Origin of the sequence: Desulfotomaculum copahuensis (assembly GCF_001655685.1) — a bacterium.
Classification (GTDB): domain Bacteria; phylum Bacillota; class Desulfotomaculia; order Desulfotomaculales; family Desulfovirgulaceae; genus Desulfotomaculum_G; species Desulfotomaculum_G copahuensis.
This window is the reverse complement of the sequence record NZ_LYVF01000198.1, coordinates 1-22,068: the sequence shown is the minus strand read 5'-3', so window position 1 is coordinate 22,068 and position 22,068 is coordinate 1. Positions and strand designations below refer to the sequence as shown.

General features: G+C 55.5%; 19 protein-coding genes and 5 tRNA genes. 17 read left to right on the top strand and 7 right to left on the bottom strand.

The annotated features are described in order from the left end of the window. The first annotated feature begins 17 nt into the window (after positions 1–17). Positions 18–815, top strand: a complete 798-nt coding sequence (locus A6M21_RS17170) for an amino acid ABC transporter ATP-binding protein (RefSeq protein ID WP_078060852.1) — start codon at positions 18–20, stop codon at positions 813–815. A gap of 183 nt (positions 816–998) precedes the next feature. Continuing rightward, positions 999–2,387: a glutamate decarboxylase gene (gene gad / locus A6M21_RS17165; protein ID WP_201721924.1), complete on the top strand. Its 1,389-nt coding sequence runs from the start codon at positions 999–1,001 to the stop codon at positions 2,385–2,387. A gap of 77 nt (positions 2,388–2,464) precedes the next feature. Here the strand turns inward: gad and A6M21_RS17160 are convergent, their stop codons facing one another. After that, positions 2,465–3,430: a DMT family transporter gene (locus tag A6M21_RS17160; RefSeq protein WP_201721923.1), complete on the bottom strand. Its 966-nt coding sequence runs from the start codon at positions 3,428–3,430 to the stop codon at positions 2,465–2,467. Positions 3,431–3,744: 314 nt separating this feature from the next. Between A6M21_RS17160 and A6M21_RS18150 the strand changes: the two genes are divergently transcribed. From A6M21_RS18150 to A6M21_RS17135, 5 genes are all read left to right on the top strand, one after another. Continuing rightward, entirely contained in the window at positions 3,745–4,134 is a 390-nt protein-coding gene (locus A6M21_RS18150) for a GntR family transcriptional regulator (RefSeq protein WP_161486108.1), read from the top strand. A 280-nt stretch (positions 4,135–4,414) separates the two neighbouring features. After that, positions 4,415–5,338 carry an ABC transporter ATP-binding protein gene (locus tag A6M21_RS17150; RefSeq protein WP_066671735.1) on the top strand — a complete coding sequence of 308 codons (924 nt, stop codon included), beginning with the start codon at positions 4,415–4,417 and terminating at the stop codon, positions 5,336–5,338. Next, positions 5,331–6,005, top strand: a complete 675-nt coding sequence (locus A6M21_RS17145) for a hypothetical protein (RefSeq protein WP_066671727.1) — start codon at positions 5,331–5,333, stop codon at positions 6,003–6,005. Before A6M21_RS17150 ends, A6M21_RS17145 begins: the two co-directional genes overlap by 8 nt. 208 nt (positions 6,006–6,213) lie before the next feature. Next, positions 6,214–7,155 (top strand): ABC transporter ATP-binding protein, encoded by a 942-nt coding sequence (locus A6M21_RS17140; RefSeq protein WP_066671725.1) that lies wholly within the window; start codon positions 6,214–6,216, stop codon positions 7,153–7,155. Next, positions 7,148–7,885: an ABC transporter permease gene (locus tag A6M21_RS17135; protein WP_066671722.1), complete on the top strand. Its 738-nt coding sequence runs from the start codon at positions 7,148–7,150 to the stop codon at positions 7,883–7,885. Before A6M21_RS17140 ends, A6M21_RS17135 begins: the two co-directional genes overlap by 8 nt. Before the next feature lie 73 nt (positions 7,886–7,958). Here A6M21_RS17135 and A6M21_RS17130 read toward each other — a convergent pair whose 3' ends face one another. Next, positions 7,959–8,912 (bottom strand): cation diffusion facilitator family transporter, encoded by a 954-nt coding sequence (locus A6M21_RS17130; RefSeq protein ID WP_066671721.1) that lies wholly within the window; start codon positions 8,910–8,912, stop codon positions 7,959–7,961. Positions 8,913–9,070: 158 nt separating this feature from the next. On the opposite strand from A6M21_RS17130, the gene A6M21_RS17125 reads away from it, so the two are divergent. Continuing rightward, positions 9,071–9,535, top strand: coding sequence for a hypothetical protein (locus A6M21_RS17125; RefSeq protein ID WP_066671718.1), 465 nt, complete (start codon positions 9,071–9,073; stop codon positions 9,533–9,535). Between the two features lie 173 nt (positions 9,536–9,708). Here A6M21_RS17125 and A6M21_RS17120 read toward each other — a convergent pair whose 3' ends face one another. The 3 genes from A6M21_RS17120 to A6M21_RS17110 all read right to left on the bottom strand — a co-directional run bounded on the left by A6M21_RS17120 (position 9,709) and on the right by A6M21_RS17110 (position 11,515). After that, positions 9,709–10,797 (bottom strand): DUF763 domain-containing protein, encoded by a 1,089-nt coding sequence (locus tag A6M21_RS17120; RefSeq protein WP_427854646.1) that lies wholly within the window; start codon positions 10,795–10,797, stop codon positions 9,709–9,711. 103 nt (positions 10,798–10,900) lie between these two features. Continuing rightward, a complete protein-coding gene (locus A6M21_RS17115) occupies positions 10,901–11,233 on the bottom strand; it encodes a hypothetical protein (RefSeq protein WP_066671713.1) in 333 nt (110 codons plus the stop codon). An 87-nt stretch (positions 11,234–11,320) separates the two neighbouring features. Continuing rightward, complete coding sequence (locus A6M21_RS17110) at positions 11,321–11,515, bottom strand: ferredoxin (RefSeq protein WP_066671710.1); 195 nt, start codon at positions 11,513–11,515, stop codon at positions 11,321–11,323. Positions 11,516–11,699: 184 nt separating this feature from the next. On the opposite strand from A6M21_RS17110, the gene A6M21_RS17105 reads away from it, so the two are divergent. The 3 genes from A6M21_RS17105 to A6M21_RS17095 all read left to right on the top strand — a co-directional run bounded on the left by A6M21_RS17105 (position 11,700) and on the right by A6M21_RS17095 (position 16,267). Further along, positions 11,700–13,259 carry a phosphoenolpyruvate carboxykinase (ATP) gene (locus tag A6M21_RS17105; protein ID WP_066671707.1) on the top strand — a complete coding sequence of 520 codons (1,560 nt, stop codon included), beginning with the start codon at positions 11,700–11,702 and terminating at the stop codon, positions 13,257–13,259. A 353-nt stretch (positions 13,260–13,612) separates the two neighbouring features. Beyond that, the gene (locus A6M21_RS17100) at positions 13,613–15,127 is read left to right on the top strand and encodes an MFS transporter (RefSeq protein ID WP_151192000.1); all 1,515 of its coding nucleotides are present in this window, start codon (positions 13,613–13,615) and stop codon (positions 15,125–15,127) included. A gap of 171 nt (positions 15,128–15,298) precedes the next feature. After that, a complete protein-coding gene (locus A6M21_RS17095) occupies positions 15,299–16,267 on the top strand; it encodes a DMT family transporter (RefSeq protein WP_066671704.1) in 969 nt (322 codons plus the stop codon). Positions 16,268–16,391: 124 nt separating this feature from the next. On the opposite strand, the gene A6M21_RS17090 is transcribed toward A6M21_RS17095, so the two are convergent. Next, positions 16,392–17,666, bottom strand: a complete 1,275-nt coding sequence (locus A6M21_RS17090) for an MFS transporter (RefSeq protein ID WP_066671701.1) — start codon at positions 17,664–17,666, stop codon at positions 16,392–16,394. 326 nt (positions 17,667–17,992) lie between these two features. On the opposite strand from A6M21_RS17090, the gene A6M21_RS17085 reads away from it, so the two are divergent. Beyond that, on the top strand, positions 17,993–19,453 hold the full coding sequence (locus A6M21_RS17085; RefSeq protein WP_066671699.1) for an amino acid permease: 1,461 nt from the start codon (positions 17,993–17,995) through the stop codon (positions 19,451–19,453). A 318-nt stretch (positions 19,454–19,771) separates the two neighbouring features. On the opposite strand, the gene pdaA is transcribed toward A6M21_RS17085, so the two are convergent. Further along, complete coding sequence (gene pdaA / locus A6M21_RS17080; RefSeq protein WP_066671697.1) at positions 19,772–20,719, bottom strand: delta-lactam-biosynthetic de-N-acetylase; 948 nt, start codon at positions 20,717–20,719, stop codon at positions 19,772–19,774. Positions 20,720–21,181: 462 nt separating this feature from the next. Between pdaA and A6M21_RS17070 the strand changes: the two genes are divergently transcribed. From A6M21_RS17070 to A6M21_RS17050, 5 genes are all read left to right on the top strand, one after another. Next, positions 21,182–21,257: transfer RNA gene (locus A6M21_RS17070), tRNA-Thr, on the top strand. A 117-nt stretch (positions 21,258–21,374) separates the two neighbouring features. Then, positions 21,375–21,460: transfer RNA gene (locus A6M21_RS17065), tRNA-Tyr, on the top strand. An 86-nt stretch (positions 21,461–21,546) separates the two neighbouring features. Continuing rightward, positions 21,547–21,622: transfer RNA gene (locus A6M21_RS17060), tRNA-Met, on the top strand. A gap of 1 nt (position 21,623) precedes the next feature. Then, positions 21,624–21,699, top strand: a tRNA-Thr gene (locus A6M21_RS17055). A 110-nt stretch (positions 21,700–21,809) separates the two neighbouring features. Beyond that, positions 21,810–21,886 (top strand) — tRNA-Met (locus tag A6M21_RS17050). The last annotated feature ends 182 nt before the right edge of the window (positions 21,887–22,068 follow it).

Here is a 22,068-nt window from a genome sequence, read left to right as displayed (position 1 = left end):
AAGGGGGAAAACAAGTCATGATTAAAGTGCATGGTTTAAATAAATGGTTTGGAAAAATGCAGGTTTTGAAGGACGTCAACCTGGCAGTGCGGGAAAAAGAAGTTGTGGTATTGATCGGGGCCAGCGGTTCGGGTAAAAGCACACTGCTGCGCTGCCTGAATTTCTTGGAGCATCCGGAAAAAGGGCGCATAGAATTTGACGGCCGGGCGGTCAATCCGGCGCAGGATGATTTGAATCTATTGCGCCGGGACATGGGCATGGTCTTTCAGCACTTCAATCTTTTTCCCCATATGACCGTATTGGGCAATGTCATCGAGGCGCCGGTGATGGTGAAAAGGATGCGCCGGGAGGAAGCGGTGGCGGAAGCCAAACTGCTTTTGGCAAAGGTGGGACTGGCTGATAAAGTGGACGCTTACCCCTGTCACCTCTCCGGCGGTCAGCAGCAGCGGGTGGCCATCGCCCGTTCCCTGGCCATGCACCCGCGGGTGATGCTTTTCGACGAGCCTACATCCGCCCTGGACCCGGAACTGGTCGGGGAGGTGCTGGCAGTGATGAAACAACTGGCCAAAGAAGGAATGACCATGATCGTGGTCACTCACGAAATGGGCTTCGCCCGCGAAGTGGCCGACCGGGTGCTCTTTATGGATGAGGGGCAGATTATCGAAACAGGAACCCCGGAGCAAATATTTGAGCGTCCCGTCCACCCGCGGACCAGGGACTTTTTGAGCAAGGTGCTCTGGGGACCCTTTCCGCAACCCGCCGCGGGCATTCTTCAAAACAACGTGTTTGCCGGTTATTCAACCGCAGCGGTATAGTTGATCGCTGAATAAACAGGCCGCCTGCCGGAGGGCCTGTTTTTTATTTGACCAGGTGTTACATTACTCCGCGGAGGGAGGAGGTATTAATAAAGTTATCATTATTCCTCATCCGCCCGGGATATAATAAGGCCGGAAAGAAGTTTCAATAAAGAGGGGAATGGCGGGATGATCTCATCAAGGGTGAAACTGGATGCGGATATCAGCAATACGGAAGAAATTCTTTCGCCTACCTATAGTTTAAGGTATTTCACAGAAGGCATACCAAAATATAAAATACCGGATGATGGAATGCCCGCAAATGCAACTTATCAGCTGGTGCGTGATGAATTAAATCTTGATGGCAATGCCGCTTTTGATTTAGGCAGCTTTACCACCACGTGGATGGAACCGGAAGTTGAAAAGCTTATTCTGGAGAATCTCGGTAAAAATTTCGTCGATCGTTTTGAGTACCCACAAACAACCGAGATTCACCAGAGAATTGTAAACATGCTCGGCCATCTGTTTAACGCGCCGGAACAGGCCGAATTTTGCGGAACCGCCACCATCGGTTCTTCCGAGGCCATCCATTTGGGGTTGTTGGCGCATAAATGGACGTGGAAAAAAAGGCGCATCAAGGAAGACAAAAGCTTAAGCACTCCCAATATTATATTCGGTGCAGACGCACATGTATGCTGGGATAAATTCGCCAAGTATTTTGAAGTCGAACCGCGAATAATCCCTATAGAAAAAAACCGGTTTTTTATTGATGCGGAATCTGTGAGACAGAGAATCGATGAAAATACCATTTGCGTTGGTGTCATTATGGGAACCACATTTACAGGGGCCTGTGAACCCGTAAAAGAGATTAATGATTTACTTGTTCAGGTTGCGCAGGAAAAAGGTTGGTATATTCCTATTCATGTTGATGCCGCCAGTGCCGGCTTTGTACTTCCCTTCGTAAATCCGGAACTGGAATGGGATTTTCGATTGTCACATGTAAGATCAATCAACGTGTCCGGACATAAATTCGGTCTTGTTTATCCCGGCCTGGGGTGGCTGATTTTTAAGGATAAAAGTGATTTACCCGGTGATTTGATATTTTACGTGAATTATCTCGGGGATACTATGCCGACGTTTACTTTAAATTTTTCGCGCAGTTCGGATATGATATTGGCTCAGTACTACAACCTGTTACGTCTTGGTCATTCGGGTTACCGGCGAATCATTAATAATTGTTTGGAAAATGCAAAGTATTTATCAAACAGGTTGGTCGAGTCTGGTAGGTTTGAGCTGCTCAGCAATCTTGAACTCCCGATAGTAACATTCAAATTCAAAGAGGCTAAGGATTTTACCCCTTTCCAGCTTGCCCGGAAACTCCGGGAAAGAGGGTGGATGCTTCCCGCTTATAACCTCCCCAATAATGCCAGTGATTTAACAGTCATGCGGGTGGTAATCAGAGAAACATTCAGCAGGGATATGGCTGAAAGCCTCTGTTCGGATATAATAAACGCCTATGATACACTTGACAATACAAAAAAGAAACAACTGCAACCAACTATCTCGCCGCGCAGGGGACATTATGCCACTTAAGGCAGTGAACATTTCCGTACGGCCATGTCGCGGCTTCACTTTCAGGACCGTCAAGAAAGATTTGACAAATAGATACTTTACCGGCCCCACCTGTTTACCAGTAAAACTCCCAGGATGGTTATGGCCCCGCCCCCCAGGGTGGGCATGGTGGGCACTTCTCCCAGCCAAACCAGGGCAATAAAGATGGCCAGCACAGGTGAGACGAACAAAAAGCTGGAAACGATAGAAGCCGGCGCCCGGCTCAAGGCGTAGGCCCAAAGCACGTAGGCCAGTGCAGCAGGGAAAACCCCCAGGTAGACCACGGCTGAAGTGGCCGCGGGCAAAGCGGTATGTACCTGCCCGGCCAGACCGGGCAGGTAGACCAGCATAAAGAGCGTCCCTGCCCAGATGGTGTAGGCGGTCAACTGCAGGGCGCTGTATTTTTTCAGGTAAGGCTTCTGGAAAACGAAATACAGGCTGGTACTCAAAGCCGCCAGCAGGACCAGCAAGGCGTCCGGGTTGAACTGCATCCCCTTATCTTCTCCCAGGGTGATCAGGGCCACCCCGCCAAAGCTTACGGCAATTCCCGCCCAACCCCAAAACTTGAGCCGCTCGCCCAAAAAAACCACCGCCAAAAGGGCGGTAAAAACCGGCCCGGCGGCAATCAACAGGCTGGCCGCTCCCGCGCTCACAGTGACCTCGCCATAAGAAAGAGCTACATGGTAAACACTGATCCCCACAAAGCCCAACAAAAATATAGCTGGCAGATCCTGCTTTTCAGGCAGGCGCATGCGGGTCAGCGCCGCATAGCCTACCAGCACCAACGAAGCCACCAGAAAACGCAACAGGGCCAGATGTCCCGGAGAATAAGACGTTAAACCGGCACGGATCCCGGCAAAGGCCGAAGCCCAGAAAAATATGCACACCCCGAGAGCAGTCAGTGTACGGACATCCAACGAAGACCTGGCGGCCTCATGGATTACGACATTACTTTGTGGCTCACCTCCCGCCGCGCCGGTTTGTTTTTCCATGTCCGTATGCAGCCCGGTATTTACTTGAGCCATAACCAGTCTCCTATTCACAGGGTTTTCGTACGAAAACGTTCTTCATAACGTTCGCCGGATACTGTTGCTTATCCTTTTGGAGGGAAAAATTTACTGAGACAATAAAAATTGTTCCTTTCGTGTTCCAGGGGTAGGGCATAATGCATAACCGGTCAAGGCAATCTGGATTTCAAACGGAAACAATATTGCGGTTGTCTTACTGCCGGCGCAAAGCGTTGCTATGTTTGCCGGTGGATTTTCCTCTTGACATCCTGTATGTCGATGTGTATTATACTATTAATACACCAGGACATAAATACAGAGGGGGTGTGGATGTGTGGTTTCGCGTCGAGCCGGGACGGGGCGTGCCTATTTACGTGCAGGTGATGGAGCAGATCCGCCGGGCCGCGGCCAGCGGCCTGCTGGCGCCGGGAGAGCAGTTGCCTCCGGTGCGGGAATTGGCCCTGCAGTTGTCCATCAATCCGAACACCATCTCCCGGGCCTATCAGGAACTGGAGCATGAAGGAGTGGTCTATACCCTGCGCGGCCGGGGTACTTTCGTGGCCGCACCCGCATCCACTCTGACCAAGCGGGAACGCCTGCACCGGTTGGACGAAGCGGTGGAAAAACTGTTTGTGGAAGCCTACCAGTTGCGCTGCACACCGGGCGAAGTGCTGTCCGCCGTGGAGAAAAAAGTGCGGGAGAAAAATGGACCGGGCGGGTAAGCTTCAACCTGTTTCCCCAAATGTGCAATATCCTGGAGGGAAATGAGGGGAAAATGAATGGAATGAATGGATGGATTCAAAAGACTATAACGATGTCCGGTGTTGAGAATGGTTCGCCGGCGGGGAGCAATCCAGGGGCGGGCCCGGGGTGCCATGAAAAGAGTTCGCCCGGCAGGTACGGCCAGGCACTTGTTTTTGCTTTACCGGTTGGGTTATGCACCCGGCGTGGATGTGAAGTAAGAAAAGCAATTCGGGAAAGACGGGCAAGGGGGAAATGAAGATGGCAATCAGCGAACCGGCCGTATTGACCCGCGGCCTGACGAAAACATTCCGCGGGCGGCCGGCTGTGCACGGGCTGGACCTGGAGGTGCCGCGGGGCGGTGTTTTTGCCCTGTTGGGGCCGAACGGGGCCGGCAAGACCACCACCATAAAACTGCTCTTGAACCTGCTGCAGCCCTCCGCCGGGGAGATGCGCGTACTGGGCCTGGACGCAGTGGCCGATTCGGTGGCCGTGCGCCGGCGGGTGGGTTACCAGGCTGAAAGCCAGCATTTTTACCGCAATACCGGGGTGGGGGAGTTGCTCAGCTTTTGCCGCTCCCTCTATCCCCGCTGGAATCAGGAACGGGTGGACCGTTACTGCCGGCTTTTTGAACTGCCGGCCCGCGCCCGGGTGGGGGGGTTGTCCAAGGGGAAACAGACCCTGCTCGCCCTGGTGCTGGCCGTTGGCCCCGAGCCGGAACTGCTGTTGCTGGATGAGCCGGCCACCGGTCTGGATCCGCTGCGCCGGCGCCAGGTGCTGAAATTGCTGGTGGAGGAAATGTCCAAAGAGGGGCGGACGATTATTTTTTCTTCCCACCAGCTGCAGGATGTGGAGCGCATTGCCGACCGGGTGGCTTTCCTGCTCCGGGGCGGGCTGATCCTTTCCCGGCCGCTGGAGCAACTGTTGGCGGAGGAAAAGAAAGTGCGTGTACTCTTTCCCGGCCCGCCGCCGGCGGAACTGGAAAAATGGCCGGGGGTGCGGCGGGTTGCCCGGGAAGGGTCGCGCCTGCTGATTTCCCTGTCCGGCCGTCTGGACGAGGTGCTGGTCCGGTTGCAACGTTATGAAGGTGCAGCCTTCGATGTGCTGGACCAAACCCTGGAGGATATATTCGTAGAATACGCGGGCGGGGAAGAAAGTGTTTGGGAGGTGGGTGAAGATGATTAACTGGCCGCTTTTGCGCTGGGAAATGCGCAATATCCGCTGGTGGTATGCGGGATTATTTATATTTCTGTTCATAGGTGCATTCTCATTATTACTATTCGCCACTACTGGCGGCCCGGTAAACTGGGGGAAGATGGATTTCTTTCTGTTCGGGGCGTATTGGGCGCTTTTTGGCGGGATGGCCAATGTTTCTTCAAAACTGAAAAAGGGAACGATGGCCTTTTTACTGGCCCGGCCGGTTTCCCGCCGGGAAATGTATCATGCCATGGCTCTGGCCGGGGGGCTGCCCATCATAATATTGATCATGTCTCCGGTTTTGTTTGCGCTGATACTCTCTCCCTGGCTTGCATCTTCCATGTCCCTGGGGCAGCTATTGTTACTTGATGTATTAAGGGCGGTCTGGTTAACCGCGTTATTCCTGCTCGCAATCCTGACCAGTCTGTATACCGGTGATTATAGAAACAAATTTTATTCCATTTTAACCGGATCATTTATTATTGCTGTCACGATAGCCTGGACTACCACTATTGGCATAATTAACAAACGGGCTTTAGTGCAATGGTTGTTCCAACATCACCCCGGGCTCTCCCTGCTGCTCAGCCTGGCCCTGTGCTGCCTGTTTTACTACCTGGGCCGCCGGCGGCTGGAAAGGATGGATATCCAAGCTTGACCAAAGAGGGGGATCGGCATGAGCAAGACGTCTAGAATTTTGGTACGGGTTCTGATGACCACTTGTTTTGCGGTACTGGCTGTGATTCACCGGAACCGGCCTGAACTTTGGTTTTGGCTTGGAGCAACAGCAGTTACCGCCTTGTCCTTTGCTTCATACCGGGGACATTGAACATATGGTATCCTGAAACGGCATTGGAGGAAAATTTATGCCTGATTTTGTTATTCAAACGGAAAATCTGACACGGGATTTCAGTACGGTGCGGGCGGTGAACGAAGTTTCACTGGCCGTGCCGCCCGGTATTGTCTTCGGGTTTCTGGGGCCGAACGGCGCCGGCAAGACGACGATGATCCGCCTGCTGCTGGGCCTGCTGGAGCCGACCGGCGGGCGGGCCGCGGTGCTGGGTTTTGACACCCGGGCGCAGGCGGCGGAAATCCGCCGCCGGACCGGGGCGCTGCTTGAACACCCGGGACTGTACGAACGGTTGAGCGCCGAGGACAACCTGGAATTTTACGGGCGCATCTGGCGCCTGCCGGCTGCCGAAAGACGGGCGCGGATCAAGGAAATACTGTCCCACATGGGGTTGTGGGAGCGGCGCAAGGAGACCGCCGGCAAATGGAGCCGGGGGATGAAGCAGAAGCTGGCTGTGGCCCGGGTGCTGCTTCACCGTCCGTCCTTGATTTTTCTGGACGAGCCGACCGCCGGGCTGGATCCGGTGGCGGCCGCGGCACTGCGTGATGACCTGGCTGCTCTGACCGCCCGGGAAGGGGTGACGGTGTTCCTGACCACCCACAATCTGGCCGAGGCGGAAAAGCTGTGTGCCCTGGTCGGGGTGATCAGTCACGGCAAACTGCTGGTATCCGGCAACCCGGATGAATTGCGGGCGCGGTCCGGCGGGCCGCGGGCGGAGGTGACCGGGCGGGGATTCAGCAACGAAGTAATCAAGCAGTTGCAGGCCCGGCCGGAAGTGCGTGCGGCCGGTCTGCAAAACGGCCGCCTCTATCTGGATCTGCGCCGTGATGCGAGCATGGCGCCGCTGGTCAAACTGCTCGTCAATGCGGGCGTGGAGGTGGAAGAGGTGCACCGGGGCAAGGCCAGTCTGGAAGAAGTGTTTCTGACGCTTATGGAGGAGGACAATGAGAATGATTAGTGACATCTATACAGTGATCTGGAAGGAATGGAAGGAATCCCTGCTCAGGCGCGGCAGCCGGCGCGGGGGAGTGTTCGGTATAATAATCATTTTGGCCGTCTTTGGCGCCTTTTTACCCTGGCAGATGGGTCGCTTCTGGCTGCAGTCGCCGGTTACACTGTTTTATTGGGTCTGGGTGCCGCTCTTCCTGGTGATCAATGTGATTGCCGACGCCTTTGCCGGGGAGCGCGAGCGGCATACCCTGGAAACGCTGCTGGCCAGTCCGCTTTCGGACCGGGCAATCCTGCTCGGCAAGGCGGGCGCTGCCATAGGCTACGGGTGGGGAGTGGCGCTGATTGGCCTTCTTTTGGGGTTGGTGACGGTGAACCTGGCCGCCGGGCACGGCCGGCTGTTGTTTTATTCGCCGCTGACCGGCCTGGGCAGTGCGGGTTTGAGCCTGCTGGGGTCCGGGTTGGCGGCCGGCGCCGGAGTATTGCTCTCCCTGCGGGCGGCCACCGTGCGCCAGGTTCAGCAGACATTGAGCATCGGCCTGATGGTGCTGGTGTTTGTACCGATCTTTGTTGTTAATGCCCTGCCTGCCGGCTGGAAGGCACATCTGTTCAAGACAATGACGGCCGCCGGGGTGACCCGTATTGTGCTTTATGCCGCAGTGGTCCTGCTCGTCCTTGATCTTGTCCTGCTTGCGGCTGGAATAGCCCGGTTTAAACGGGCACGGTTGATTCTTGATTGAGCGAACCGGTGCACACCGCGCCCGGTCATTTTGACCGTGTCCGGGACGGACGCGGTTGCTATCAGACGGTCCTTCAGCCGCGGCCCGGGCTTTTAAAGCAGCAACTTGTGTTCTGCCCCTTCGCCCGACGCAGGGTTTCCGCCTCGATGAATATGCGTCCCACTTCGGGTACGGCCCGGCGGATTCTTTTTTCCACCTCGTCGATCACCTGTTCAAGCCGGTCGGTGTCCAGGCCGTCTTTGAAGTTTATGTTCAGATTGACCAGGATTTCGTCCGGGCCGATGTGCATGGTGAGCAGGTCCATCAACGCGCTTACTTCCGGCACCTGCCGCACGGCGGCGGCGATGCGTTCCCGGTCGTACCGGGAGGCGCTTTCGCCGATGAGCAGCGCCTTGGTTTCCCGGGCCAGGAAAAAGGCCACCACTGCCAGCATCAGGCCGATAATCACCGAGGCCAGGGCGTCGTAAAGGGTGTTGCCCGTCATTTGGCTAAGGAAGATGCCCAGTGCGGCCACGGCAATGCCTGTTAGCGCGGCACTGTCCTCGAACATCACGGTCAGGGTGGAGGGGTCCTTGGCTTCGTGCAGATCGCGCAGCAAACCCGCCCGCCGGTGTTGCTTGAACTCGCGGTAGGCCGTGCGCAGGGCGAATCCTTCAAAGAACACGGACATGGCCAGCACGCTGTAATTCACCAGCGGGTTTTCCAGGGAGTGGGGACGGAGAATGCCTTCCACTCCTTTATAGACGGACATCACCGCACCGACGAAGAACATGGTCACGGCCACCAGAAAGGCCCAGAAAAAGCGTTCCTTGCCGTAGCCGAAGGGATGCTCGGTGTCCGCCGGGCGCCGGCTGCGGCTGATGCCCACCAGCAGGAGCACCTGGTTGCCCGTGTCGGCCAGGGAATGCAGTGACTCGGCCAGCATGGCCGCACTGCCGGTGATTAGGGCTGCGGTGAACTTGGCTGCCGCCACCAGGCAGTTGCCGGTCAGAGCGGCCGTAACGGCCGCGTTTTTTCTTTTTGGCATGGCTTCCCTCGCTGCATTGGCTTCAGTGGGTTGACGACCTTCACAGCCGTTTGTAAGTTATTGTTTCAATAAGATGACCAGGTATGCCTCCCGGTAGTTGTGTCAAAATGTAACATCTGAGAATAATATTACCATAAAAATAAGGAGGCAGGTCAATCATGTCAGTCCATGAGCTGGTCAGAAAATTGCTTGTGATTGATGAAAAGGAAACGGTGCTCTGGTCGGAGATCGCCACCATGGTACCCACCCCCGCCTTGCGGGAAGTGATCACCCGGATGATTCAAATGGAAACACGTGGCGTGGCATTCTGGCGCCGGGTGCTGGGCGGTATGGACGGAATAAGCGCCGCCACCTTCCAAATTGACATGGGTATAAGTACGGGTATAACTGCACCGGAATGTCATACGCTGGTAGATAAAATTAAATTTGCCATGGTTATCAACGCCGAGCAACTGTGCATCCTGGCCGATATATTGGTAGAGGTAAAATCAAATGTGGTCCGTCATGAAATACTGCGCAAAATACGTGAGGAATATCATGAAGAACTGTTTTGGAATACGCTGTTGTTATGCCTGGATCCGATTGTTGTTTTATTTGATGCCAAAACTGTCGATCCGGCCTGATTAATTTGTTGCCCGAATACCGTTTTTTCCTTTAAACTGCGGCCGGGTTTGCGCCCTTCCATAGCGGAGCGGTGGTAAACCCTGTCCTGGCCCTGACGGGTGGTTACTTGGCGGGAAGGTTTGATCCGGGGCACAGCATGGCACTGCTGCACTGCTGTGCCTTGTTTGTATAGTTACCGGTTTTCCATCACTCTTTCCCACTGTCCCAGGCGTTTAAACGCCTCCATCTTTTCCCCGCGGTCCAGGCGGCTTTCAGACAGTGCCCGGTGCAGGAAGGCGATCGAGTGGTCGTAAGTGGCCCGGTCTACCGGGAAGGGATGGCCGTCCTTGCCCCCGTGGGCGAAACTGTAGCGGGCCGGGTCCCGGTAACTGGGCGGCGTGCCGTAAGCCAGTTCCGAAAGCAGGCTTAAAGCGCGCAACGCTTTCGGTCCCACTCCCGGGGTGGCCAGCAGGGCGGCGAAGTTTTCCGGCTGCCGCTCGTAGCTCTTCAGCAGCACCCGGTGCAGGTTGCGGGGGTGGATGTCGGTCAACTCCACACGGTGCCGCGCGGGCAGGCGGAGCAGGTCCTTTTCCTGCAGCAGGGTGAGATCCCGCACCAGGCGTTCCGGTTTTTCCCGCGCCAGTTCGCCGATTACCCGGCGGGCTGGATCGCTTTCCCGCGCCACCAGATTCAGCGTTTCCCCGCGCTGATCACAGCATACCGCCTGGTGCGGCTCGCAGACGAAATCCTTCACCGTGTCGCCCAGCCAGTGATAGCGGCGGGCCTGGCGGTTGCCTTCATTCATCCCCTGCTGGATCACCGCCCACCGGCCGGCGGCGGTGAAGACAAAGGTGTGGTGGTAGAGCTGGTAGCCGTCCTGTACGGCGGAGTTGTCCACCTTGGCGGACATGCGGCTGGCATAGACCAGCTCTTCGGCGTTCCGGGCGACGGGGAAACGTTCGGCATAAATCAGGATTTCATCCGGAGTGCGGCGGGAAGTGCGGCCCTTGCCGCCGGCCACAAAAAGGCCCAACTGGCCGGCGCAGTCTTTTAAAGCTTCCTTCAGCGCGCCGCAAACGGTGGTGGTCAGGCCGGAAGAATGCCAGTCAAAGCCCAGAGCGCAGCCCAGAGCCTGAAACCAGTAAGGATCGGACAGACGCCGCAACACGCCGTCCGGTCCGGTGTCGCAGACCATCGCTTCAATTAACGCCCGGGTCATCCCGGTCATGCGGCCGAACAGCCAGGCCGGACATTTGCCGCCGTGCAGGGGCAGGTTGGCCACACCGGTGCGCATGCCATCGCCTCCCGTTAAAATATAATTTGACATTTATCTTTTTCCTGCGCCGCCGGTATGGCGCCGGAAATATTGTTTTGCCGGGGGACTTTCAATCAATTGCTCCGCCCCGGCCTGAAGCATCCTGCAACGCGCGGACGGTATCACGGATTAGGCAGGAAGAAGACCAGACGGGTGATTTACTTTTAAGATGGATCTTTAATCGGCCGCCGGCATACTGGCCGGAAAAGAATGCGCCGATCAGCACCGGGAATGAAACGGGCGCCCATCCGATGCCGGAAAAGACACGCAAAAGAATAATGAAGGGCACGGGCACGTGCACGGCGAGAAACCACTGGGTGGAAAACTTGACCACGTTGGAGCGCCAGTAACCAAAGGGAATATTGCCGAGGCAGACGATCAACGCCAGTAAACCCAAATGCATGATACCACCCCTTGGCCATTCAATGGAGTGTATGAAAGACAGGCCCCGGGTCTGCCGGCCGGCAGACCCGGGGCCTGTTGTCTGCTCTTACTCTTCCCAGTGGATGCACTGGGCCGGGCACATGTCGATGGCCTCCTGGATTTCGTCCTCCGAAGCCCCTTCCGGGTTATACACCTCGGCGTAACCCAGTTCATCGTTCATTCTGAACACACCGGGGCAGGCCTCGGCGCAGGATCCGCAGGCCATGCATTCGCCGGAATCGATATAAGGTACCTTGGCCATAGAAATAATCCTCCCCTGGCTGGATTGGGGATGGTTCCCCCACCGGGTATTATATAACAGGGTGACAGGTTTGCCCAGAGGGAATTTTTAAATAATTTTTTTGTATCTTGTATCCAGGATGCAGGAATTATGATATTCTATATTGAATATTAACATAACATAAAACCAGGAGAGGGTGGGTATCATGCATGCTTTTCGCCGGCCGGTCCGGGCCAGGGAGGAAATCAACAACCCGTCGCCGGAAATATTGCGTGAACTGGCGGCCCACGAAACAAAAACAACCGTTTACGGCAGCGCCGGTTTTATCTCCAAAGTGCGCAACCGCAGCGCCAAGTTTACCTGTATTGTGGAAGACGGCGCGCCACTTGGCGCCGACCAGAAGGGCATGCCGCTGGAAAAGTCAAAGATCCTGGCGGAAGAGGTACATAGCTACCTGGCGGAAAAACAGGTCATCCGCATCGACAGGCAGATGGGGCAACATCCGCAGTTCAGCCTGCACTGCCGCCTGTACATCACCAGCGAATATGCCCGGATTCCGCTGCAATGGCAGATGATGCTCTTTGCGCCCGCCGATCCGGAAAATGAGCCGGATCTGGTGAGCATTTACGTGCCGGAATGGCCGGAGCGGGTTATTTTCTGCCACCCGGAGGCCGGGGTGACCTATATTCTGGGCACCGACTATTTTGGCGAGGCCAAGAAGTCCTTTCTGCGCATGGCTATGTATATGGTGAAAAAGCGGGGCTGGCTGGGCCTGCATGCCGGCAGCAAGGTGCTGCGGGTGCATGATGCGGCCGGCAGGCTGCGGGAAACGGGTTTCATTATGTTCGGCCTGTCCGGTACGGGCAAGACCACTCTCACCATGCACGACCACGGACTGCGGGGTGAGGAAGGAGTGGCCATCCGCCAGGACGATGTGGTGATCATGGACGGCCGGGGCTACTGCTACGGCACTGAAAACGGTTTTTACATTAAAACCGAAGGTCTGGACGAATCCCAGGCAGTGCTTTACCGCGCCGCCACCTCGCCACATGCGGTGTTTGAAAACGTTATGGTGCTGAATGACGGCCGGGTGCTCTTTGACAACGCCGAACTCACTTCCAACGGCCGGGGTGTGATCCGGCGCCGGGATGTTGCCGGCACGGACGACCGCATCGACCTGGACAAGGCCCACCGCATCATTTTCATCACCCGGCGCAACAACATCATTCCGCCGGTGGCCCGTCTGACTGCGGAACAGGCGGCGGCCTATTTTATGCTGGGCGAATCGATCGAAACCTCCGCCGGGGATCCGTCCCGGGCCGGCCAGTCCAAGCGGGAAGTGGGCACCAATCCCTTCATCGTCGGCCCGGAAGAACTGGAGGGCAACCGCCTGCTGGAAATTCTGCGGGCCAACCCGGATATGGAATGCTATTTGCTGAATACCGGCAGTGTGGGTGCCGGGCCGGATTTTGCCGGAGAAAAAATCACTATTGCCGTGTCCACCAGTATTTTGAAAGAAATCGCCCGGGGCGGCATTACCTGGCAGACAGATTCCGACTGGGGTTATCAGGTGCCGGTGCGCGTACCCGGGTTGGACTTGAGCCGGTTTGTCCCGGCAAACTACTATTCTCCGGCAATCTACCGGGAGCTGGTGGAAAAACTGCGTGCCGAACGCCGGCAGTGGCTGGCCAAGTACCCGGGCTTGCAGCCGGAGATCGTGCGGGCAATCGAGCCCCCGGCCGGGAGTTGCCACAAGGCCAGTTGATTAACTGCACCATTTGGCAAAAACCACTATTCTACCGGCTAAAAGTCCGGATCAGCAATGCATCCGGCATGGGTTTCAAATAATAATTCGATTGTTAATAATCTTACTTTTTCTCCGGTGCAGTTGCGGGGACGGCGCTTAAGCCTTGCAGCAAAGCGGGCGGCTGCCGGATGTTGTCAGAAATACTTGCTGAAAAGGCCTTCAAAATATTTGGGATGAAGTTCGTAATCCTCCGTTTCCATAACGGGGATTTTTTCTTTGCCGGGCTTGCGGAACCCGCTTATGGCATACATTTGAAGTTGTTATTGTAAAATTTTAAAAAGCGTTAATTCTTCTCCGGCGGTTATGCTATAATGGGCCTTGAAAAATTAACCACGGAGGTGTTCATGATGGCTGACGGCGCGTCTTTCACCCTTTTCCGTCCCATGCCCGCCATCACCCGCCGGGCCGGCTATCCCTGGTGGGTGGTGGGAACGGTTTGCGTGGGCGCCTTCATGGCCGCCCTTGACGCCAGTGTGATCAACGTGGCCATGCCCACTTTCAAGGCTGCGTTCAAGGAAAACCTGGGTACGGTGGAATGGGTTTCCATTGCCTATTTGCTTACGCTGACTTCCATGCTTACCGTCTTCGGCCATCTGGCCGACATTGTCGGCCGGCGCACCCTGTATACCCTTGGTTTTCTGGTTTTCATCGCTGGTTCGGCTTTATGCGGTGCTTCCCCGGCCATCCAGTGGCTGATTGTTTTCCGGGTCTTGCAGGCCGTGGGGGCGGGCATGTTGCAGGCCAATTCCATCGCCATCGTCACCGCCGCCGCACCGGGCAAAAGCCGCGGCAAGGCCATCGGCATCCAGGGGTCGGCGCAGGCGGTGGGACTGTCCGTTGGTCCAGCCCTGGGCGGTTGGCTGATCGGTCATTTCGGCTGGCGGTCCATTTTTTACATCAATGTGCCGGTGGGGGTTATCGGCACGCTGCTGGCGGTCATGGTGCTGCCCCGGGACAGACTGGTTCACCACCGGGAAAAATTCGACTACCTGGGCGGATTTTTGCTCACCCCGGCCCTGGTGGCGCTGATCATAGCGTTTCAAAAGGGATACAAGCTTGGCTGGTTTTCCGGGATTATTTTATCCCTTATTTTGACCTGGCTGACTTTCTCAGCCGCCTTTATTTGGTGGGAAGGGCGGGTAAAACACCCGATGGTGGATTTGGGCATGTTTCATAACCGCATCTTTACCCTGGGCAATATCACCGGCCTGCTTTCCTATGCCGCCATGTTCGGCGTGCTGTTCCTGATGCCCTTTTACCTGGAGGGTGTGCACGGCTATCCGGCCACGCTGACCGGCATTTTCCTTACTCCGGTGCCCCTGGCTATGATGGTGGTGGCCCCGGTGGCCGGCCACCTTTATGACCGTTACGGCGCGCGGTTGCTCACTGTTTCCGGTATGACGATTACAGCTGCGGGCGCCGGGTTGCTGGCCACCCTGGGTATGCGCACGCCGTTTTGGCTGGTGGTTGTTTATCTAGCCCTGGTAGGGGCCGGGCTGGGATTGTTTACGCCCCCCAATAACACTTCCGTGATGAGCAGCGTCCATCATGGACGCTTCGGTGTGGCCGGCGGCATTTTGAATATGGCCCGCTCCCTGGGCATGGTGCTGGGGGTTGCTTTTACCGGCACTATTTTCAGTATTTTACAAAACGTGTTTGTTCATCTGGGGTTGTCAAAACAGGTGGCCGTTTTGCACGCCTTCCGTTACACGTTCTGGGGCGTGCTGATCCTGGCGCTGCTGGCGGCAGTGCTCTCCCTGGGCGGTAAGCGGGATGAGAAAAATTCCGGTGACCGCAGGGAATATGAACCTACTTTTGAGTTTTAATTCTGTCCGCTGGTGCGGCGCTAACTGAGACGTCGACTTGCACTGCGGCTTTCAAGGCGGTGCCGTGCTTATTTAGATTAACCTGTAATTTTATACCTTATCAAATCATGGATAAATTTTTTGTCCGTCAATAATCCGGCGTGCTATAATGGTGTGGTGGGGGGGTTTATTATGATTATCGCCAATCGCTGGAAGGGCTTTTTTTGTGTGGTGCTGGCGGCCTGCCTGTGGGGGCTGTCGGGTACGGTGGCCAAGTACTTGTTCAACCGGCAAGTCAATCCCTTCGACCTGGTTCAGGTGCGCCTGACTTTTTCCTTCCTTTTGCTTCTCTTTTACCTGGCGATGACCAATCGCCGCCTGTTGTACATAGACCGCCGGGATTTTTCCTACATGCTCGTTTTTGGCCTGTTTGGAGTGGCGGCGGTGCAATTTACTTATCTTTACACGATCAGCAAGACCAATGTGGCCACGGCCATTTTCCTGCAGTACCTGGCGCCGGCGCTGGTAATGCTTTATGATCTGTTCTTCAAAAAAGAAAAGCTGGCCTTGACCGGCGCCCTTGCCCTGCTTTGGGCGGTGGGAGGCGGGTTTATGATCGCCAAAGGAAGCCTGGGAGGCGGTTTTGCTGTTAGCGGCGTTGGCCTGGTTTCCGGCCTGGCTTCGGCCGCAGCCTTCGCCTTTTATACCGTTTACGGCAAGCGCGGTCTGGCTGTTTACAGCCCCTGGACACTTTTATTGTACGGTTTCGGGGTGGGCGCCGCCACCTGGTTGTTTTACCGGATGCCCTGGCTGACTGTGATGCACTACGGCTGGCAGGACTGGCTTTTCTTTTTGTACATTGCTGTTTTCGCCACCATTATTCCCTTCGGCTTTTATTTCAAAGGTCTGCGTTACCTGACGCCGGTGAAAACGGGGTTGACCAGCACTTTGGAGCCGGTGGTGGCGGCCGTGCTGGCCTACCTGATGCTGGGGGAAAAACTGACCGTCATACAGATAGGCGGTTGCGTTATGATTCTGGGTGCAGTGATCTTGATCCAGCTTTCCGCCGCTGCGGAAAAAGCCGGTGCCATAAGCGAACCGCCCGCACCGGCGGTAACGCGCCTCGGGGCACGGGAACTGGGTGCGTCACCGCATAACTAGACACCTGTTTGCGACCTCATTTATGGGTTGTGTTTAAAAATCATGGCTGTTAGGAAAGCTGCCGGGTCAGGTTAATCCAAGAATTCAATTGATAAAAGAGAAACGGGCGGGCCGGGTTGTTTGATCATTTCCTTCCGGGCCGGGTGGCCGGCCGGGATACGGCCGCTTTCTTTTGGCGTTTTTCTTTTAGCTGCAGGATTACTCCCAGGGCGGTGATTCCCAGGAGCAGCGAATAAAACGTTAAGGCTGTGGTGAGGTTCCACCTTCCGGCAATCAAAGCGCCGATTAGCGGGCCGGCCACCAATCCCAGGGAGTAGGCGGTGTTAAAGATGCCGTAGGCCGTGCCGTACATGCCGCTGTTGGGATGGGCGGCTTTCATTTTCAAGCTCCCGGTATTGGCACCGGCCAAACAGACGGCTTCTGTGGAGTCGGCCAGCAGGGGCAGTGCCGTTGCGGAGGAAGCGCCGGAGACGGTACCGTAAAGAGCCAGTAACAAAGCTTCAGCTTCCAGGGTGGGTGCCCGTCCGAGCCAGGGGGCCGTAAGGGCCGTGGCCAGCAGGCCGCCGGTCACCAGCGGTTTGCGTCCCAGACGATCGGATAAATAGCCGAAAACCGGCTGGCACAGGGTAAAGGCCATGCTCAGCGCACCGAACAACAGGCCGGTTCCGGCGCTGGTCAGACCGAAGCGGTGATTGAGGTCCAGGGGCAGCAGTGGTTCCAGCATGCCAAAACCAAAACTGCCGGCCACGGTAACGGCCACGCTCCAAAAAATGTTGCGGTTGCGCAACATTTTTAATTCCGTCTGTTGTCCCTTCCCCGTGGCGGTATTGTTTTCGGGCAGCGGGCAGCGCCACAATAAAACGCTCAGGACGGCGCCGGCCACGGCGGTAAGCAAAAAAGGGAAAAGGTAGCCGGCATACTGGTAGAGCATGCCGCCCAATACCGGACCGCTGATCGTGCCCAATCCGGTGCTGGTCATCACCAGGCCCATCTTTTGGCCGCGCATTTGCGCGGGGTAAAGGGACGCCACCAGGGCCAAACCGGCGGACCAGGTGGCTGCAGATGATATTCCCTGCAGCAGGCGACTGACGGAAAGCATGAAAACGCCACCTGAAAAGGCAAACAGCACGGTGGACAGGGTTAGTCCGATCATGCCCGGCAGCAGCACCGGTTTATAACCGTAGCGGTCACAGGCCATACCCGCCGGTACGCCGGCCAGCAGCAAACCGGCTGCATAGGCGGCGAAAATCACCCCCAGTTCGCCCGGGGAAGCCCCCAGTCGCCCGGCGTAGTAAGGCACCACCGGTACGATGATCCCGTATAGCAACGTATCCAGGTAGATGGCCAGGTTGATGAGCAGGAAGATGTAATTTATAGAAAAAGCTTTATTGTTGAACATCTTTAAAATGATACTCCGTTTATCTCTGCAGCACGCCCTGCCGGGCGTAATTCCTCCGGATATACCGCATATGGTTTGAAGGGCATATTGTAATATGATAACCCATAAAAAGGAAAAAGTCCACTCTTTTTAGGATTTTCGCTCTTCGGGAGATATGGTTCAAAGAGTGAATTATTGAGGTATGGCATCAGGAATGAGTGCAGACAAATCAATTGTATTTGCTTTGCTTTATCAAGCTCTATTACATACCAATCCCTGCCTGTAATTATTATTCACCCCCCGGGAAATATTACTGGGCAGAATATTTTCAACCGGGGGGATGCTCATTGTCAGGGTCGGAAAAGCAGGAAAAAATCGCCGGAAGCAAGGGCGGTAAAAAAGAAGGAAAAAAAGTCGGCGCCCTGGGTTTGGTTTTCCTCGGCCTGGGTTCGGCCATCGGAGGCAGCTTTTTCCTCGCTTCCGGCATTGCCGTGCGCCTGGCCGGTCCGTCCGTGGTGCTGGGTTACCTGTTCGGGGGGGTTACCGTTTATTTGATTATGGTTTCCCTGGGGCATCTGGCGCTGAAATACAAGGAGCGGGAATCCTTCCGGGGCTATGTGCAGGAGGCCGTCGGGCCAACTACCGGTTTCATGGTGGGGTGGTCCACCTGGCTGACCAACTTGATCAGTATGGTGGCCGAGTCTATTGCCATGGCCATTTACACCCGCATCTGGCTGCCGCAGATCCCGGTGTGGATGCTGCCTCTGGCCTACGGCGTGCTGGCCACCGGGATAAATTTTTTGGGCATTAAAATTGTAGACAAGTCGGAAGGTTTTTTAACGGTGATCAAAACGGGCGCCCTGGTGGCCTTTATGGGCGTGGTCGCCTACATTTTCCTTGTGCCGCACCGGGTGGCTGCCGCCGCCGGCACGGCCAACCTGGCTCCCTTTTTCCCGCACGGGGCGGGCGGCCTGGGTCAGGCCATGGTCATCTGCACCTTTGCCTACGCCACCGGCGCTCTGGCTTCGGCGATGGGGGATACAAAGAATCCCCGGCGGGACATTCCCCGGGCCACCATCGGCATGGCTTTGGGGCAGGCCTTCTTTTTCACCCTGCCCACTTTGGCCCTGGTGCTGGCGGTACCCTGGACAATGGTATCCACCAAAGCCAGCCCCTTTGTCACCGCTCTCAATCACGTCGGCATTCACGCAGGCGGTACCATCCTGAACGCCATAGTGCTGATCTCCTCTTTTTCAGTACTGGTCGCCTCCATGTTCAGCGCCGAAATCATGCTTTCGTCCCTGGCCAAGGATAAAGAGGCGCCCGCCTTTTTGGCCCGGGAGTGGAAAAAACTATCCATCTGGGCGCTGCTGGTGTCTTCCGGCGCCCTGCTGCTCGTTTCCCAGTTGGCCCTGCTGTTGCCGAAGCACGTTTACAACTACGCCGTTACGACCACGGGCTATTTGAGCTTCGTGGGATGGGCGGGTATATTGATCGCCCGGCTGGCGCTTTGTTTGCCGCAAAAAAACAACGGGCGCATGGAGTGGAGCGGATTTTTGGTCGCGGCCGCCGGCCTGGCGGCACTTGTATTAATCTCCATTCTTGGCTTGAAGGTGCCGGAGCAAAGATTTTCTTTCGTCTTTACCGTGGTGAGTGTGGTTGTACTTCTGGGCATTGGAAAGCTGGTCAAAAAGGAAAGGGAAACAAAGGGCGGGCCGGACGGGGGCGACCCTCAATACGCCTTTACCGGCAAAACGGCCGGTCCTTCCCTGCCGGAAAGGATCACCGGGAAGCTGCGGCAAAAGTAAAAAATCGTCCGGGAGACCCGGTTTACTGCTAAATGGCCCACTCTTGAAGGTGGCGGTCGTACCGGAGGAGAGACTGGCGCAGATCCGGCAACGAAATAGGCCGGTTTTTTACTTGCAGGTTATGTTCAAAAAATCGTGCTCATTAGCTTAAACGTTTATGCGTGTGACGTATTGAAGGACAATTTGTTACCAGTCATGATTCCGTTGGCCGGCCAATTTTTCAAAAAGGCACCTGAATATTATGGCAATCACCTTGCTTCAAAAACAGATGAGGGGGATCTGCATCCCACTTCATATCCATCCATGGCGATAAACTTTTTACTTGCCCTTGACCAGATCATCCAGTGTCTTAAAGCTATACCCCTGTGCTCTGATGTCTTTGATCATCCGGTCCAGGGCTTCCGTATCGTCTTTGGATACGGCGTGCAGCAGGATCAGCGCGCCGGGATGCAGGTTGTCCATTACCGAGCGGTAGGCTTCCTCCGGGCCGCCGGGCATGGGCACCCAGTCCACCAGGGCCAGGCTCCAGAAGATGTTGTGGTAACCCAGTTCCCGGGTCAGGGCCAGTGTGCGTTCGCTGTATTCGCCCTTGGGCGGCCGCAGGTAATGCATTTGCTGTCCGGTAAGTTTGTTAAACATGGTTTCCACTGATTGCAATTCGGTTTTGATCTGCCCGTCGCCGATTTCAGGCAAACTGGGGTGGTTCATGGTATGGTTGCCCACGGTGTGTCCTTCGGCCACCATACGCTTGACCAGTTCCGGCTGGCTTTTGATGTAGTGGCCGGTAACAAAAAAGGCCGCCCGCACATTGTCGGCTTTCAAAATGTCCAGGATTTTCGGTGTATAGCCGTTTTCATAGCCCTCGTCAAAGGTCAGGTAGACCGTTTTTTCATCCGGTTTGCCAATCCACCAGGCGCCGTACCGGGCCAGGGTGCTGCTGATGCCGGAGGGCATTTCCGGTTGTTGATGGTTGTCATTGCGCTTGATTCCCCAGCCGTGTTTGACGTTGGACAGTCCGGTGGTGGTTTTGACGGCGGCCGGAGGTTGCCCGTTCTTCTTCAGTGGCCGTCCGGCGCTTTGCATGTTGGCATCCGGGGTTGAGGCCTGCTTTTGTGTGTCCAGGCCCGGGCTATGCCCGGCGGGGGCTTGATATACGCTCCCGGCGGTGGTCCGTTCCGGCACCCGGTGCATCTTGCCGGCATAAACGGCGCTTGCCGCAACAATAACCAGTAAGCCAAGGATGATCAGCCAGGTGTATTTTTTCAAACCGCTCACTCCATTTCATCTCTATATCCTTTATTTGAGTATGGTGGACAAAGAGACGGCAAATTATTCCCCGGTTGGGTGCCTTTATATTAAACGAGTTTTCGACAAAAAAATCTTTATACCTCTATATTATTAACCGGGTGCTTGCGGATTTCAGGCAGCGCCGCAGGATAGCCTTGACCGCCGGGGATCCCCGCACATGGTAAAATTGCATACACGACGGGATGTGCCACGCTTTCATATCATGTCCTCCGGGCGGTTCCCGCCGGTGGATTTGCTTAACCACGTGCCGGGTGCTGTCAAGGTCGCCGCCCGGTCCGGAGGTTGACATTTCCCCTGTCCGGATAAACGAGTTGCCGGGGTGACATTTTCATTGACTGTTGACACAAACATAGTTTATAGGTATTGACAGCGGGACGGTTTTCTGCTAACATAAGTTTTGCGCCTGTGACGGATGCGCGCGCCGGCGTAGCTCAACTGGTAGAGCATACGACTTGTAATCGTAAGGTTGCGGGTTCGAGTCCCACCGCCGGCTCCAAATTCAAGCATTACAATTTTTGAGGGACGGATGTAAGATGCTACCGGACCGCGCTGGTTGGTGAATAAAATATTATTTTTTTCTGACATCTGACATCCGACTTCTGACATCTGTTCCGGAGGGGTTCCCGAGTGGCTAAAGGGAGCAGACTGTAAATCTGCCGGCTGTCGCCTTCGTAGGTTCGAATCCTACCCCCTCCACCACTTACCCGGTTCAGCCGGGAATAAATAAGGTTTGAACAGAAATCAATTTTGTGTTATAATAACACGGTCAAGCAAATAAATTTTATCGCGGGGTAGAGCAGCCGGTAGCTCGTCGGGCTCATAACCCGAAGGTCGTAGGTTCAAATCCTACCCCCGCAACCATGCCACTATAGCTCAGCAGGTAGAGCGCGTCCTTGGTAAGGACGAGGTCACCGGTTCAAGCCCGGTTAGTGGCTCCAACTATTTGTAAGCGGTAGCCGGTCGTCAGTCGCCGGGTAAAACAACAAGAGCCCGTATCTTTGTATATTTATTTCTGATGACTGCTTACTGACGACTGACAACTAAATACGGCGGCGTAGCTCAGCTGGTTAGAGCATGCGGTTCATACCCGCAGTGTCCGGGGTTCGAGTCCCTGCGCCGCTACCACCCAGACACCGGGGGGATCTGTGGATTCCCGGTGTTTTTATTTTTGTCCGGGAAGGAATTTTAATTTTGATATCGAATTTTACTTAACGAATTTTGACCGGTGCATTTTTTATTGGAAACTGGCAATAATTTAGAAGTAATGTTAAAAAGTGGACCTGGAAGAGGAGGAGAAAAAAGACATG

What these genes read in the sequence shown, in the direction of transcription:
- A6M21_RS17170 (WP_078060852.1), top strand. Translation starts at nt 18, where the DNA reads ATGATTAAAGTGCATGGTTTAAATAAATGGTTTGGAAAAATGCAGGTT.
- A6M21_RS17160 (WP_201721923.1), bottom strand. Translation starts at nt 3,430, where the DNA reads ATGGCTCAAGTAAATACCGGGCTGCATACGGACATGGAAAAACAAACC.
- A6M21_RS17150 (WP_066671735.1), top strand. Translation starts at nt 4,415, where the DNA reads ATGGCAATCAGCGAACCGGCCGTATTGACCCGCGGCCTGACGAAAACA.
- A6M21_RS17145 (WP_066671727.1), top strand. Translation starts at nt 5,331, where the DNA reads ATGATTAACTGGCCGCTTTTGCGCTGGGAAATGCGCAATATCCGCTGG.
- A6M21_RS17140 (WP_066671725.1), top strand. Translation starts at nt 6,214, where the DNA reads ATGCCTGATTTTGTTATTCAAACGGAAAATCTGACACGGGATTTCAGT.
- A6M21_RS17135 (WP_066671722.1), top strand. Translation starts at nt 7,148, where the DNA reads ATGATTAGTGACATCTATACAGTGATCTGGAAGGAATGGAAGGAATCC.
- A6M21_RS17130 (WP_066671721.1), bottom strand. Translation starts at nt 8,912, where the DNA reads ATGCCAAAAAGAAAAAACGCGGCCGTTACGGCCGCTCTGACCGGCAAC.
- A6M21_RS17125 (WP_066671718.1), top strand. Translation starts at nt 9,071, where the DNA reads ATGTCAGTCCATGAGCTGGTCAGAAAATTGCTTGTGATTGATGAAAAG.
- A6M21_RS17115 (WP_066671713.1), bottom strand. Translation starts at nt 11,233, where the DNA reads ATGCATTTGGGTTTACTGGCGTTGATCGTCTGCCTCGGCAATATTCCC.
- A6M21_RS17110 (WP_066671710.1), bottom strand. Translation starts at nt 11,515, where the DNA reads ATGGCCAAGGTACCTTATATCGATTCCGGCGAATGCATGGCCTGCGGA.
- A6M21_RS17105 (WP_066671707.1), top strand. Translation starts at nt 11,700, where the DNA reads ATGCATGCTTTTCGCCGGCCGGTCCGGGCCAGGGAGGAAATCAACAAC.
- A6M21_RS17100 (WP_151192000.1), top strand. Translation starts at nt 13,613, where the DNA reads ATGGGCCTTGAAAAATTAACCACGGAGGTGTTCATGATGGCTGACGGC.
- A6M21_RS17095 (WP_066671704.1), top strand. Translation starts at nt 15,299, where the DNA reads ATGATTATCGCCAATCGCTGGAAGGGCTTTTTTTGTGTGGTGCTGGCG.
- A6M21_RS17090 (WP_066671701.1), bottom strand. Translation starts at nt 17,666, where the DNA reads ATGTTCAACAATAAAGCTTTTTCTATAAATTACATCTTCCTGCTCATC.